Source organism: Evansella sp. AB-P1 (assembly GCF_029688925.1).
Classification (GTDB): Bacteria; Bacillota; Bacilli; order Bacillales; family Salisediminibacteriaceae; genus Evansella.
Window position 1 is genome coordinate 159,329 of record NZ_JARUKY010000001.1, and the last position, 14,264, is coordinate 173,592.

Here is a 14,264-nt window from a genome sequence, read left to right on the forward strand (position 1 = left end):
AAGTGGGTTCTTTGTAATGATCACCTCATACATTCCTTTGATATATCCAAAAAGGCTTTGACCTGTGGTAGTTCCATTGCTGCCTCTGAATAACACAGCCATGTGGGCCTACTGATGTGTTTGTTATTCGTAATAAGCGGTTGGAGAGTATAGTCCTCCATGTCAAAATAGTCTTTAATTGCTATTTCAGGCAAAACTGCCATGCCAATTCCGTGAGACATTAGCTGCTTACATGTTTCTATTTGATCTACTTTTATTTTTCCAGATGGCTTAAATTCTGGGTGATCTAAAAACCATTCATTAACAGCTGTATGAAAGCTTTGGTCACTTTGGAATTCTATTAAGAGGTTATTTCTCTTTAATGTGCTTTTTCTGATTAAGTATAATTTGTCTGTAAACAACTCCGTACAGTTCAATCCATTTATTTGATTACCACGAACGATGGAAACATGGAAGTTCTCCACAGCGGTTGTAATTTCGTGACTTAACCCTGTAAATAACTCCATTTTCACATTTGGGAATTTTTCTATGTATGTCTTAAGTATATTCGGTAGTAGATATTGGGCAACGACAGAAGAAACGCCAAGAGAGAGCCTACCACTTATCGTAGTGGACATATTAGCAAGGCTGTCCAACAACTTTTCCTCGCCTTTCACTACCTTTTCTCCAAAGGCAATGATTTTCTCTCCAACTGGAGTCACAATTACTCTTTTATGTGTTCGGACAAAAATTTTATCTCCCCAATTTTCTTCTATTTGCTTTAATCGCTGACTAATTGCAGGTTGAGAAATAAGTAATTCCTTTGCTGCGCCACGAATAGTACCAATCTGCTTTATCGTAAGTAACAATCGATAATCATCCACTTTCATGAGCAACACCCTTCTAATATAAGTTTTTCTTATCGTTTTATATAAAAAAATAGTATTATTCTTATTATTTTATAACGGTTAAACTAAGGATGAAAGGGAAAAACAGTTATTTTATGTAATGTACAAAAATATTATGGTTGAAAATTATATCAAATTGGAGTGATTCGAATGTCTTTTTATATTAAACGAATTGATCATGTTCAGCTTGCAGCTCCTACAGGTTCAGAAAGAAAAGCGCGAACGTTTTTTAAAGATATATTAGGTTTTGAGGAGGTTGAAAAACCCGAGGTGTTGAAAAAACGAGGAGGAGTTTGGTTTGCATTTGGAGATTATCAGCTTCATATCGGAATAGATGCGGATTTTTCTCCGGCTAAAAAAGCACATCCTGCCTTTGAAGTAGATCACCTAGAAAACCTAAAGGAGTATCTCAAAGATCATGGTGTTGTATTTGAAGTGGATCATCATCTTCCGAATGCCAATCGCATCTATGTTCACGATCCATTCGGTAATAGATTGGAGTTTTTAGAATGGGATAAAGAAGGACTAAAAGATTAAAAAATGGAAGGGAGTGAGTGTGATGGGAATAAATTTTCATCATGACAAGAACCGTTTATCGTATGCGTCACGACAAGTGGATTCATCATGGAAAGATAGGATAAAAGCGTTGGTACCAGTGGAAAACATTGAAAGGGCAGTAGATATTGGATGTGGTGGTGGCATTTATTCGAGGGCTCTTTCCGAAATGGGAATTAAATCTATCACAGCTGTTGATTATTCCCAGACGATTTTAGATAGTGCTAAAGAACGTAACAAAGAGTACGATCAAATTACATTTAAATATGGAATTGCGCATGAAACGGGACTTCCAAGTGAACAATTTGACCTCCTATTAGAACGGGCAGTCATTCATCATCTTGAAGATTTAAACGCTGCCTTTAAAGAGGCACATCGTCTATTAAAATATGATGGTTATCTTATTATTCAAGATAGAACAAAAGAAGATTGTTTGCTTGATGGAAGTGACGAACACATTAGAGGCTATTTCTTTTCAAGGTTTCCTAAGCTAATAGAATATGAAACAAAGCGTAGACACAGTAGTAAAAAGGTCATTAGTGCATTGAAAGAGCTGGGATTCATGGAAATTGAAGAGATAAAGCTTTGGGAAGTAAGAAAAATTCATAAAACAAAAGAAGCCTTCTTAGAAGATATTAGAGGACGGACAGGAAGAAGTATATTACATCATTTAAACGAGAGTGAATTGGAGAATCTAATTTCTTACCTTGATACGGTTATACGTAACTATGATTCTATAGTAGAAAAAGATAGATGGACCATTTGGAAGGCGGTTAAATAGGATAATAGAATGGGGATTTTACGTACAGTGGGAGTTTTCTATTTCTGCCGCCATTTATAATGGTGAATAATGTCATTATTAGATTGAGGACGGCATTTTATTTGTAATATAGGAGATGTCTTCATCATAATTTTCAATTATATTGTTATTTTATTATTGGAGGGATGTAATTGAATAGGGTTGATTTTGTCGGATCTACTTTATTTATAGCTGGTATTCTATTGTTTGGTCTCGTTCATTTGGCAATAGCCAATTATGTACCTAGCATGACTGGATGGAGCACTCCACCTGGAAAATTTGCAACAGCTCGTAATGACATTATGGTAACTATACCTTATTTTTTAAGTATTATACTGATGCTTTTGGGGGTAATCCTCCTTCTTTTAAAAGAAATAAAGAGTCTATTAAATAAGTTGTACAATTAAGACCTTCTTCATCTCCAAAGCACATTGCATCCTTCATTTATATTTTTTATCAACCGTATAGTAGAAAACGGAATTCATCATACGATAGTCCATGCTTGAGTGACCAGGTATGGACTATTTTGTGCTTTTAAAGCTTGCTAAAAATGTTGAATTAGTCAATGGATGTAATTAGCATTTTTAAAAAAAGTAATAAATAATAAAAATATAATCTTAAAAAAACGAAATATATTTTTTTGTTTTACGACAAATATAGTAGACAGAAAAAACGGGGGAGATGAAATGAATCGTGAAAAAGTTATAACCGATTGGTTTCAACAATATAGTGATTCCGTTTATCATTATTTATTGTATCGCGTCGGACCCACTGAGGCAGAGGATTTAGTTCAAGAAGTTTTTATACGTGCATTAAAGGGAGTTCATTCTTTTGAAGGGGGATCACATCCTAAAACGTGGCTAATAAGTATAGCAAGGCATGTGGTGATTGACGAATATAGAAAAAAAGAACATAAAACAAGAAAGAAGATGGCTCCATTTCGAACAACGGATGAACCCAAAACACTTGACACACCTGACACACTGTTTTTAGAAAAAGAAGAAACAATAGAGTTGTACCAAGCGATCCAATCATTGAAACCGAAATACCGTGATGTGATTATTTTAAGAGGAATACAAGACTTAACTGTTCGAGAAACGGCTTCCGTCTTAAAATGGAGTGAAAGTAAAGTCCGGATCACCTTTTTTCGAGCAAAGTCTGCTTTAAAAAAATGTTTGAATAGGAGGTTTGAAAAATGAAGACGAATCGTTTTAGTGACTTAGAAAAGAAATTAAAATCTATGCCTAAACCTCCCCTTCATAACAAGAAAAAGGATCAAATTCAACAATCTTTAAAGGATCTATATGTAAATTCTAAATTTGAGGAAAAGAAAGAAAGACACTCACTAATGAAACCGTTGTTAAGTGGTGCTGGAGCTTTTGCAATAATTGCCTCATTAATTGCCTTTGTATTTGTTGCTACGACAATTTTTAATAACCCAATGCATGGAACTATCTCTCCACCAGATGGCATGATATTTATTGAAAATGATGAAAAAACAATCAAAACCGTTCTACCAAAAGAGTGGGATTATATTGACTTAAATGATAATTTAATCATTTATCCTTTAAATAAGCTAACTGACGGTTATCCAGCTGAAGGGGAAGATATATCTCTAACCTTCAATATGGGAATCGTCCCAACAGATTCCATAAATACATCTTATATCACAAGTATTTTATATCAAGAAAGTGAAAGCTACGATGAATTTATTGATAGATTAATTGAAAAATACTATGGTGGAGGTAATGATGGACGAGTAGAACTTGAAATAGTTGATGAAGTTGACGATATGCCGGTCATGGTAACCACTACTATTACTAATCCTAATAATGAAGTCGTAATAGAGGGGGCCGTTTATAAGGAATCAAATGGAGAACTTATAGCAATGGGGTTTCAGGGTAGAAATGACTATTCTGATTTTGACAAATTAACAAATGAAGGTCTTTACGATTTGTTTAAGAAAATAATAAGGTATACAGAAGCACAATAAAAAACCAAACAATTGAAGGAGTTGAAACTGTAAAATCTATTGGAAATCGTGGATTAATTGAAAAAAAGGTCCAAGGGGATTCACTAAACCAAATAGAACAAACTACATTATTATCTTTAATAAAACAATTTCACAATCACACTTTCGATAAATGACTAGACATATTGACTTCAGATATTGTCTGGTCATTTTTATATGTGAAAATACATGTAATCAGCAGACTGTCTTAAATGTACTTAAACATAGAGAAGATATTTTCCTCAACTAAACCGGAACGTTAAGGTAAATTTTGAGTTGCGTGTGAAACTCTATTTTTGTGTTCATAATTTGGAAAATGATGTTAAACTAAAGGGGTATAGGATAAATTATGTAGTAATTTTTAACGTTTGGACGTAGCAAAAGAAACTGTAATTACGGTTGCTAAAGTATTGTGAGTAAACCAAAAACGGTAAACTTTAATTAGGGGTGATTTAATGGAACCGCTAAAACTAGGACTGGTTATTTTATTTGTAATAATGATAATTTCTATTTTTTTTTCTCTAGTAAGATGGATAGTAAGGCATTTTTTTGATGATTTTTATCAGAAAGTCTATGAAAAGTCTGATCGTTTATACAAAAGAGTTATTCGGAAATAGATTTAAACCATAATATCTCAAACGGATGGTATTAGGGGAAAAATGGATATACGAAGGTATGAAGTAACGGAATGCTTCTAATAAACGGATAGTGTTACACATTTTTTTTATTCTTTGGGAGTTTACAGTATTCTAGCAACATTTTTACATTAAGTCTTACACTCTTCTTTATTACATTTTTTAGACGAAACGAGGACTACTGATGAAAATTAAAAATAAGTTCATTCGTACGTGGAAAGTTCTATCAATGGCATTTATTATTTTTATACAAGTCTATTGGTACAAGCTTAGAAAAAAACCTGATGCTGAATGGGACAAGTTATGGGAGAAAATTGGTAGAAGGTTCCGTAATACTCTATTTGAACTAGAGGGCTTATTAATTAAAATAGGACAGCTTTTAAGTATACGTGGTGATCTGTTACCAGAACGGTTTATTCATCAACTTCAAGATTTAACAGACCATGTACCACCTTCTCAATGGAACGAAATTAAGGCAATACTTGAAGAGGAGTGGGGAGTTTCTATTGTGGAGAAACTTAAATCTATTAAAAAAGAAGCCATTGCTTCAGCTTCAATAGGAGAGGTATATGAAGGGGAATTGAAGGATGGGACGAAGGTTGCTGTAAAAGTTCAGCGACCACATATCCAGTCTATTGTTAAAACAGACTTTCGAACGTTAAGTATTATTATTTGGTTTGCTGATCATTTTGTTCCGTTACCTAAAGGATTTATTAATTTAAAGGTTTTGTTTAAGGAATTAAAGGAAGTAATTGAACGGGAACTAGATTTTTCAAAGGAACTATCCTCTCTCCTTTCATTTAAAGAACGTTTTAGTGGATCCAACATTATTAAAATCCCTTCAGCCTATGAGGAGCTTACTACAGAGAAGGTTCTAGTGATGGAATGGGTAGATGGAATAAGACTTACTGATAGAAAAGCATTAGATCAATTAGAGGTTAGCCGAAAGGAGCTTTGCCGCCGCCTGATGGAAGTATTTCTCCCACAATGGCTTGAGCCCGGCGTTTTTCATGCTGATCCACATACAGGAAATGTCCTCGTTTCAAAAGAGGGGGAGATCATTTTATTAGATTATGGAATGGTGGGAGAAATCTCTAAAAGGGATGCAATACATTTTCAAAAATTAATTGAAAGTATTCTAGCAAAAAATTATTCCAACGCAGTAGAAAATTTAATTCACTTAGGCTTTTTACTCCCTGAAGCAGATCCAAGAACAATGGAAAGACTTCTAGCTGAATTTCTATCCTTTCAACCATCCCAACTTAAAGAAATGGATATGATCGCATTAAAGCTTGAAATGAACGACATTATTCAAGCACTCCCAATTCAAGTGCCAACAAGATTTGTTTTTCTTGGCCGTTCTTTTATTACTATTGAAGGGGCTCTCCAAACGTTGGCTCCAGAAGAAGAAATGGTTGACATAGTCAAACCTGTATTTATAGATTGGTTGCAAGAACAAGATAATAGCAAATGGACTTTTGTCTGGAATTGGCTTCAATCTCAACCATTATTTAAATTTTTTCATAACATAAATGAATTTCTTAAGACTCCAGCGAAACTGGAGCAATTAAAGGAAGTGGAGCAAAGGCGACAATTCCAATTTACGATTTATGAAAACTATAAAAAACATCTATTTCAATTAATGTATCTCGGTATTATTGGTATAGGCGTTGGGGTTTATCTTTCTATTTCAGTAATTTGGCAGTTAGCTTCCGGAGTAGCGGCCATTGGTTTTGTAGGTTACATCATATGCAACTCCAAGCTGAAAAAATGGATGAAGTATATGCATGAAAAACGGAGAGGATAATAGTAAAATAGAATTAAGAAGAAAATAAACCGACACAAGCGGAACCACCTTAGCCCAATCTATATATTTATGTATATAAAATGAAGGGGGGTGATTTCAAATGTTAGGCCCGGCACTGTTTGTTGATCAGACTCAGAAGCTAAACGAACGTGAATACCGTTTCACCGTTTTCTTTTTAGTAGCATCTTGTGTTTCTTTCAAAGGTCTTCGATTACTTTAGTAAATGACGAAACTTAGAAAGTAATACTGGTAATGCACAAGTCTGTCTGTTCACAAGAAATGAAGTTCTCAATGTAGTAGCTATAAGCTAGTGTTTTGGGGACGTAACATCCAAAGGGCCAAAGAAAAATTATTGATAAGAACGAAAATCCACCATAACCTAACCGTAAAGTAAGTAAGATTAAACTACTACTTTTACGAAATTGTAAAACAAACTCTACTGATTATTATTTAACCCTTCTAAATAGAATCAAAATTATAAGGGACGGATTTCCGTTCTTTTTTCTTTTTTCCCATACAAGGGATATGTAGTGTTAAAATAGAGTGAGATGACGGAATATTTAATTTTTTTACCTGTGAGGGAGTGTGGCCTTGAAAAGAAAAAGTGGATATAGTAGTTTTATTGTTATTGCTGTTATTGTTATTGGGCTTTTCTTATTATTCGATGATACCATTGAAGGAGAGGAGAGTTCTGATGAACAATCAGAGACAGTCCAATTAAGAGAGGAAATAAGTACTTTAAGAAATACAATTGATCAGTTAGAACAAGACATAAAAGCCTTGGAAGCACTACTAGAGGTTGAACATGGTCGATTAGAAGTAGGAGAATTTCTTTATAATGTGGGTAGTAAAGATCAAATTTATGAACTTGAATTGACTCCACGTGAACATGAGGATGGTACATATTATCAGATAGAATTTTAAAGTAAGAAAGTGCGTCATAAAATAACGGAATATTCTAAAATCTATTTCTATATAATTTAAGATGGGGAGAAATAAGCTTTCAACATGCCGGGATACAAAAATAAAGTACATAATATAGGTTGGATATCACAATGAGTTGAAGCGTGTATCTATTTTGCAATATAATAAAATAAGAAAAGCGCAAGGCGGCTAATTTACCCTATGGACTTCTACGTTTGTCAGACAGCGGGTAAATCAATTGACATCCTTTCTCCTAGAGATCTTACATACCGTCTAAAATTTTTAAAATTATCTACATAAAAAACACGGAGGTGCACAGCCATGGCAAAAGACAGTTCATTTGATATTGTTTCGAAGATTGACTTTTCAGAAGTGACGAACGCAATTACAATGGCTAAAAAGGAAATAACCAATCGTTATGATTTTAAAGGGAGTAAAAGTGATATTTCCTTAGACAACGAAGAGCTTGTGTTAGTTTCAGACGACGAGTATAAATTAGAGCAACTTAAAGACGTATTATTAAGTAAACTCATTAAACGAGAAGTTTCTATTAAAAATCTAGATTACGGTAAGGTAGAAGGGGCTTCTGGAGGAACTGTTCGTCAACGAGTGAAAATCATTCAAGGAATTGATAAGGAGCAAGCAAAAAAGATCAATACTATTATTAAAAACAGTGGTGTGAAGGTGAAGAGTCAAATTCAAGATGATCAAATTCGAGTGACAGGTAAAAATCGAGATGACTTACAAGCCATCATCGCTGCCATTCGCGAAGCAGACCTTTCCATCGACGTTCAATTCATAAATTATCGCTGATCAATTTCTGAAGCTTAGAAAACATCCCAAAGATGAATTCTAAGCTTTGTTTTATTTCTCAATTATTAAAGAAAGCTAGGAGGGATTTTATGAAAGTAGATATTTTAATTACGAACGGTTTTGTCGCCACGATGGAAGGCAATGGTGTAGGTATGATCGAAGACGGAGCCGTCGCCATTAAAGGAAATAAAATTGAAGCCGTTGGTCCGACGGCTCAGATAACAAGAAACTATACTGCTGAACGTTTGATCGATGCAAAAAACAAGCTCGTCATGCCAGGGTTTGTTGATGCACACATACATTCAGGTCTTGCAATTATTCGTGGTGTTGCCCAAGATATGTCCAATTGGATGCAAAAGGGAATTTGGCCGTTCATGAAGCACCTTACTGTGGAGGATACGGTTAAAGGCTCCATGGTGAATATTATTGAAGGAATAAAAGCAGGTACAACAACCTTTTGTGACTATGATAGTCATATGACAGATATTGTCCAAAACTATAAGAGTATAGGTGCACGGGCTAGAGTTGCAGAAATGGTTAACGAACTTCCACCTAATAGTGGGGACCTAGAAGTTGGAGAGTTGTATTCATTTAATCCAGCTATTGGGGAGGAAAAACTGCAGAGAAACATCGAACTAATGGAACGTTATCATGAGACAGAAGAAGGGAGGATTACATGTATTCTAGGACCTCAAGGACCAGACATGATGAGCTTAGAGCTACTAACGGAGATGAAGGGATTAGCAGAAAAATATGACTCTAAACTACATATGCACGTTGCTCAAGGAGATCGAGAAATTGATCAAATGGTGAAGCGATACGGAAAAAGAAGTGTTGCATTTTTAGATGAACACGGATTTTTAAACGATCGTTTAATTTCTGTTCACTTAACGGAGGCAACGGACGAAGAGACGGAACAAGTTGCTCGAAGTGGTGCAAAGATGATTTATTGTGCCGGGAGTATTGGGATTATTGACGGAATCGTTCCACCAATGCTGAAGTTTTTAGAAAGTGGGGGCACAGCATGCTTAGGGTCAGATCAAGCACCAGGTAATAACTGCAACAATATGATTAACGAAATGAAGTTTGCAGCTATATTAAACAAGGTGAGACGTGCTAATCCAACCGTTTTCCACGCAACACTTGCAGTTCGATCAGCAACGATAGAGGCAGCAAAGGTAATGGGAATAGATCATGAGGTCGGTTCATTACGCCCTGGAAAAAAAGCAGATGTTATTTTACTGAACTTGGAGGATCCAACGTTTACTCCAGTAATTACGACCCCCGTGAGAAATATAATTCCTAATCTTGTATATTCTGCCCGTGGCCATGAGGTGGAAACATCTATTATTGATGGAAAAATAGTAATGAAGGATCGGAAAATCACTACGATTGATGAACAGATGGCCATTAAAGAAGCGCAACAAGCAGCAAATAACATGGAAAAAAGAGCCTACGAGGACATTCTTGCTGCAGATAGTGATATTTTAAAGATGATGGAGGATGGGCTTTTATAACGAAGGATTATGTCATGAAGATAGATTTGATTAACTGGGCTAAGTTCAGCTCAGTTTTTTTGTTTAGGTGATGAGAGGACGTCTTGCTCTGTTCTTATATTATCTTGGAAACAGGAAGACGTAAATTACAAGCACATAGAAATGCGCCAATGAACCTGCAAATGGAAAAAAGAAGGTTTGCAGGCACAGAGGAATGGGCCAATGAACCTGCAAATGGAAAAAAGAAGGTTTGCAGGCACAGGGGAAGGAGCCACCGTTCCTGCAAAGAGAGAAAAAGATGTTTGCAGGCACAGGGGAAGGAGCCCCGTAATATCCGTTGTCCATACCATATTCGGCTTACCTGGATTAAACTTTCGCCCAAGTAGATTTGGGTAAACAGGGTTGTTGTGCTTAGAATCGGTTGTTACTACAAATTTTTGTTCCGGTATTGCTCGTAAGTTCATTTCACGCATATATCTTCCAACGGTTCTTTCCGTTATTTTTACCCCTTCTTTATGCAGCTCTCTCGTAATTCTAGGACTACCGTATACCTTTTTATTTTGAAAGAAAAGTCGACGGATCTTTGCCTTTATCTTCTCTTTCCTAGTCTTGTTTGGACTGTTGTTTTTTCTCTTCTTCAACCATTTGTAATAACCACTTTTAGAAACCTCTAAGACTTCGCACATCTTCACTATTCGAAACTCTTTTCGATGCTCAAATATGAAGGTATAAACGACTACTGGCTTTTCATGAAGATGTGCGCGGCCTTTTTTATAATTTCATTTTCCTCCTTTAACTCATTGATTTTATCTATCCATTCTTTCTCCCGTTTCTTATATTCACTTGGTGTAATGTAATCAATCCCCTCTTGTTTCGATTTAATCATTTTACGATAATCCCTAACCCATCGAGATATCGTTTTAGGAGATAAATCCATTTCTCTAGCGACTTCTGATGCTTTATTTCCTTCATCTACCACTAACTTTGCAATGTACTCCTTAAATTCCTTATCGTAAACTCTACCCATATTGACACGCCTCCGTTCAGATACTGTTTTTAAACAGTCTCTCCAAAACGCGTCCACTTTATAGTCTATATCCGTTCCTGCAAAGAGAGAAAAAGATGTTTGCAGGCACAGGGGAAGGAGCCCCCGTTCCTGCAAAGAGAGAAAAAGATGTTTGCAGGAACAGGGGAAGGCGCCACCGTTCCTGCAAAGAGAGAAAAGGAGGATTGCAGGCACAGAGGAAGGAGCCCCCGTTCCTGCAAAGAGAGAAAAGGATGATTGCAGGCACAGGGGAAGGCGCCACCGTTCCTGCAAAGAGAGAAAAGGATGATTGCAGGCACAGGGGAAGGAGCCCCCGTTCCTGCAAAAAGAGAAAAGGAGGATTGCAGGCACAGGGGAAGGAGCCCCCGTTCCTGCAAAAAGAGAAAAGGAGGATTGCAGGCGCATAGAAGAGATACAATGCTAATGTCCCTGCATCCAGGGAAAAACGAAAATGCGGGAAGATTTGTTGGGCAATTATTAGTTGTAACAATGACCGGGCAGCTTTGCCTGGTTTTTCAGAGTGTCGAAAAGTTTAAAACGATATATCTATTGTTATTTATCGATATATCGATTAAAATAAATCGTAATAGAAAGAAGGGCGGAGATGTGCTAATGACACATTTTAAAAAGCGAGATATACTTACAATCCTTGCTTATGTTAGTCGTAAGAAGATGAGTAAGGAAGAATTAATAGAAAAGTTAAGTAATAAAGTATTTAATCTGGAAAAAGTAATGGAACATTTAGATCATGAAAAATTGATCGTAAACAAAGATGGTGTGTTTTCTATATCAGAAAAGGGTTTAAAAGAAGCACACTTGTTTTACGAAAACAATTTCCACCAAAGGAAAACTGGAAGAGAAAAAAAATCGAAGCGAAGTAGTTTTATCCAAAAGGCTATACTCCTTTTACTTAAAGAAGGTCCTCGTCACGGATATGAAATAATGAAGCTATTAGAAGAACGAAGTGGTGAAGTGTATTCCCCAAGTGCAGGAACAATTTATCCAGCGTTGCAAGATTTATTAGAAAGAGACTATATTTCAATTGACGAACAAACAGATAAAAAAGTATATTCCATCGCAGCTGCAGGGTTGGAGTTGCTCTCAGAGACAGTTCAAGATGATGAGGAGTTTTGGGAGAATTGGCGAATTCGACTGTTGTGGAAGCAATCAAAGGAAGCAGCTTCGCTAAGAGAAGAAATGGAAAAATATCAGTTGGAATTTCTTTATGCTGTGAGACATGTGATGCATGATCCATCGCTTACAGAAGAACTTGCTGAAATCATAAAAAATGGTAGGGAAGCCCTCATTCAGTGGTCAGAAAAAGATAAATAATCTATATAAAAGTAACGTATTGCAAAATGGGATGAGTAAGACGGTATACACATAAATTAGTTTTGTAGATTGTTTTTAATGCCTTCTCTCTGTAAATGTGTCTATTTTGTGATAATCTATTTAAATAAGTGCATTATTTCGTGATTCGAAACAAGTTTTCACTTATCTTTTGAAAATAGTATAAAAACGATTACATAGAGAAATAGAAATTATTGTTTGGAGGACTCTATATGAAAAAGGTACTATCTTTCCTTGGACCTTATAAATTAGCAGTAGCGGTAGCCCTGTTTTTCACGTTAACAGAATTATCTGTTGAGCTTGTTCAACCTTTTATCATGCGGAGAATAATAGATGATGGGATCATGCAAGAGGATTTATCGGTTGTACTTACTTGGGGTGGTGTATTAGTGGGACTTTCCATTATTGCTTTTGCTTCGGGTATTTTAAACTCCTTTTATGCAGCTCATGCTAGTCAGGGTACGGGGTATGATTTAAGGGCAAAGTTATTTAAAAAGGTGCAATCCTTTTCTTTTTCAAACTTTAGCCAGTATCCAACTTCTTCTCTTATTACTCGAATGACGAACGATGTTACGCAAATTCAAAATACATTGTTCATGGCACTACGGATTATGTTGAGAGCCCCGTTGCTCGTGCTTGGATCTGTGATTATGGCTTTATTAGTGAATGTGAAGCTTGCTCTTATTTTAGTCTTTGCTATTCCAGTTTTGTTAACGTTCCTCCTTTGGGTGATGAAGCGGGCAGGAAATTTATTCAAAACGGTTCAGGGAAAGCTTGATGAAGTGAATAGTGTCATGCAAGAAAACCTTGCTGGAATTCGTCTTATTAAAGCTTTTATTAGGAGAAAACACGAAGATAAACGTTTTACAGAAGCGAGTGAAAATCTAAGGAATCGTACTGTGAAAGCGTTGCGCACCATTGAGATTGGTATGCCTGTTATTTTGCTCATCATGAACGGGAGTATTATGGCAATTTTATGGTTTGGTAGCTTTGAGGTGAGTGCAGGAGGAGCAACAGTTGGTGAAGTTGTTGCTATTATAAATTATACAACCCGGATGACAGCGGCTATGTCTATTTTTTCTATGATTATTATGTTTTTTTCACGGGCAAGAGCTTCTGCAACTAGGATTGCAGATGTACTAGATGCTGACATTGATCTACTAGACACGGCCGAAAGCTCGGAGAAAAATAAAATTAGTGATGGAAAGGTTTCCTTTGAATCTGTATCCTTCCGATATCCAGGAACGGAAACATATATACTAGAGGATTTGTCCTTCCATGTGAAACCTGGTGAACGGGTTGCAATCCTTGGGGCTACGGGAGCAGGGAAATCTACCATTTTTCAGCTCATTCCTCGTCTGTATGATATTGATGGTGGCCGAATACGTATTGATGATAAGGATATTCGAGACTTAAAGCTCGATGTGTTGAGAAAACAAATAGGTTTTGTCCCACAGGAGGCCATGCTTTTTACTGGTACGATAAAAGATAATATCCTCTGGGGACGAGAAAATGCAACCATGGAGGAAGTCATTCAAGCTTCCAAGGATGCTCAATTGTATGAAACGATAAAGGAATTTCCGGAAAAATTTGATACACTTCTAGGTCAAAAAGGGGTTAACCTTTCTGGTGGACAAAAACAGCGACTTTCTATAGCAAGGGCGTTAATTCGAAGACCAAAGCTCTTACTATTAGATGATAGTACGAGTGCCTTAGATGTGAAAACAGAAAAAAATCTCCTTAACGCATTAAAGAATTACTCGTGCACTACGTTTATGATCACTCAAAAAATTAGTACATCAATGAATTGTGATATTGTACTTTTACTGGAGGATGGAAAGCTTTTAGCGAAAGGTAGTCATGAAGAGTTATTACAGGAGTCACCTCTGTATCAAAAAATCTATGAATCTCAGTTTGGGAAGGAGGCAGGAAACCAATGATT

15 protein-coding genes are annotated in these 14,264 nt (G+C 36.1%); 12 read left to right on the top strand and 3 right to left on the bottom strand.

The annotated features are described in order from the left end of the window. Positions 1-20 precede the first annotated feature (20 nt). Positions 21-869, bottom strand: coding sequence for a LysR family transcriptional regulator (locus QA612_RS00725; RefSeq protein WP_278281815.1), 849 nt, complete (start codon positions 867-869; stop codon positions 21-23). Between the two features lie 168 nt (positions 870-1,037). On the opposite strand from QA612_RS00725, the gene QA612_RS00730 reads away from it, so the two are divergent. From QA612_RS00730 to QA612_RS00770, 9 genes are all read left to right on the top strand, one after another. Further along, positions 1,038-1,424, top strand: coding sequence for a VOC family protein (locus QA612_RS00730; RefSeq protein WP_278281816.1), 387 nt, complete (start codon positions 1,038-1,040; stop codon positions 1,422-1,424). Between the two features lie 22 nt (positions 1,425-1,446). Further along, on the top strand, positions 1,447-2,223 hold the full coding sequence (locus tag QA612_RS00735) for a class I SAM-dependent methyltransferase (RefSeq protein ID WP_278281817.1): 777 nt from the start codon (positions 1,447-1,449) through the stop codon (positions 2,221-2,223). A gap of 170 nt (positions 2,224-2,393) precedes the next feature. Further along, on the top strand, positions 2,394-2,648 hold the full coding sequence (locus QA612_RS00740) for a hypothetical protein (RefSeq protein WP_278281818.1): 255 nt from the start codon (positions 2,394-2,396) through the stop codon (positions 2,646-2,648). Between the two features lie 249 nt (positions 2,649-2,897). Then, positions 2,898-3,440 carry an RNA polymerase sigma factor gene (locus QA612_RS00745; protein ID WP_278282104.1) on the top strand — a complete coding sequence of 181 codons (543 nt, stop codon included), beginning with the start codon at positions 2,898-2,900 and terminating at the stop codon, positions 3,438-3,440. Beyond that, a complete protein-coding gene (locus QA612_RS00750) occupies positions 3,437-4,234 on the top strand; it encodes a hypothetical protein (protein ID WP_278281819.1) in 798 nt (265 codons plus the stop codon). Before QA612_RS00745 ends, QA612_RS00750 begins: the two co-directional genes overlap by 4 nt. Before the next feature lie 837 nt (positions 4,235-5,071). Then, positions 5,072-6,694 carry an ABC1 kinase family protein gene (locus QA612_RS00755; protein WP_278281820.1) on the top strand — a complete coding sequence of 541 codons (1,623 nt, stop codon included), beginning with the start codon at positions 5,072-5,074 and terminating at the stop codon, positions 6,692-6,694. 591 nt (positions 6,695-7,285) lie between these two features. Beyond that, the gene (locus QA612_RS00760) at positions 7,286-7,618 is read left to right on the top strand and encodes a hypothetical protein (RefSeq protein WP_278281821.1); all 333 of its coding nucleotides are present in this window, start codon (positions 7,286-7,288) and stop codon (positions 7,616-7,618) included. A 321-nt stretch (positions 7,619-7,939) separates the two neighbouring features. Beyond that, positions 7,940-8,431: a YajQ family cyclic di-GMP-binding protein gene (locus QA612_RS00765; protein WP_278281822.1), complete on the top strand. Its 492-nt coding sequence runs from the start codon at positions 7,940-7,942 to the stop codon at positions 8,429-8,431. An 89-nt stretch (positions 8,432-8,520) separates the two neighbouring features. Beyond that, complete coding sequence (locus QA612_RS00770; RefSeq protein ID WP_278281823.1) at positions 8,521-9,948, top strand: amidohydrolase family protein; 1,428 nt, start codon at positions 8,521-8,523, stop codon at positions 9,946-9,948. Positions 9,949-10,073: 125 nt separating this feature from the next. On the opposite strand, the gene QA612_RS00775 is transcribed toward QA612_RS00770, so the two are convergent. Together QA612_RS00775 and QA612_RS00780 are read right to left on the bottom strand one after the other, a co-directional pair. Beyond that, positions 10,074-10,613, bottom strand: coding sequence for an IS3 family transposase (locus QA612_RS00775; protein ID WP_278282105.1), 540 nt, complete (start codon positions 10,611-10,613; stop codon positions 10,074-10,076). Between the two features lie 50 nt (positions 10,614-10,663). After that, a complete protein-coding gene (locus QA612_RS00780) occupies positions 10,664-10,954 on the bottom strand; it encodes a transposase (protein ID WP_278281824.1) in 291 nt (96 codons plus the stop codon). A 95-nt stretch (positions 10,955-11,049) separates the two neighbouring features. On the opposite strand from QA612_RS00780, the gene QA612_RS00785 reads away from it, so the two are divergent. From QA612_RS00785 to QA612_RS00795, 3 genes are all read left to right on the top strand, one after another. Beyond that, positions 11,050-11,379, top strand: coding sequence for a hypothetical protein (locus tag QA612_RS00785; protein ID WP_278281825.1), 330 nt, complete (start codon positions 11,050-11,052; stop codon positions 11,377-11,379). Further along, entirely contained in the window at positions 11,366-12,304 is a 939-nt protein-coding gene (locus QA612_RS00790) for a PadR family transcriptional regulator (RefSeq protein WP_278281826.1), read from the top strand. The genes QA612_RS00785 and QA612_RS00790 overlap by 14 nt, the downstream gene beginning before the upstream one ends. 230 nt (positions 12,305-12,534) lie before the next feature. Then, positions 12,535-14,262 (top strand): ABC transporter ATP-binding protein, encoded by a 1,728-nt coding sequence (locus QA612_RS00795; protein WP_278281827.1) that lies wholly within the window; start codon positions 12,535-12,537, stop codon positions 14,260-14,262. The last annotated feature ends 2 nt before the right edge of the window (positions 14,263-14,264 follow it).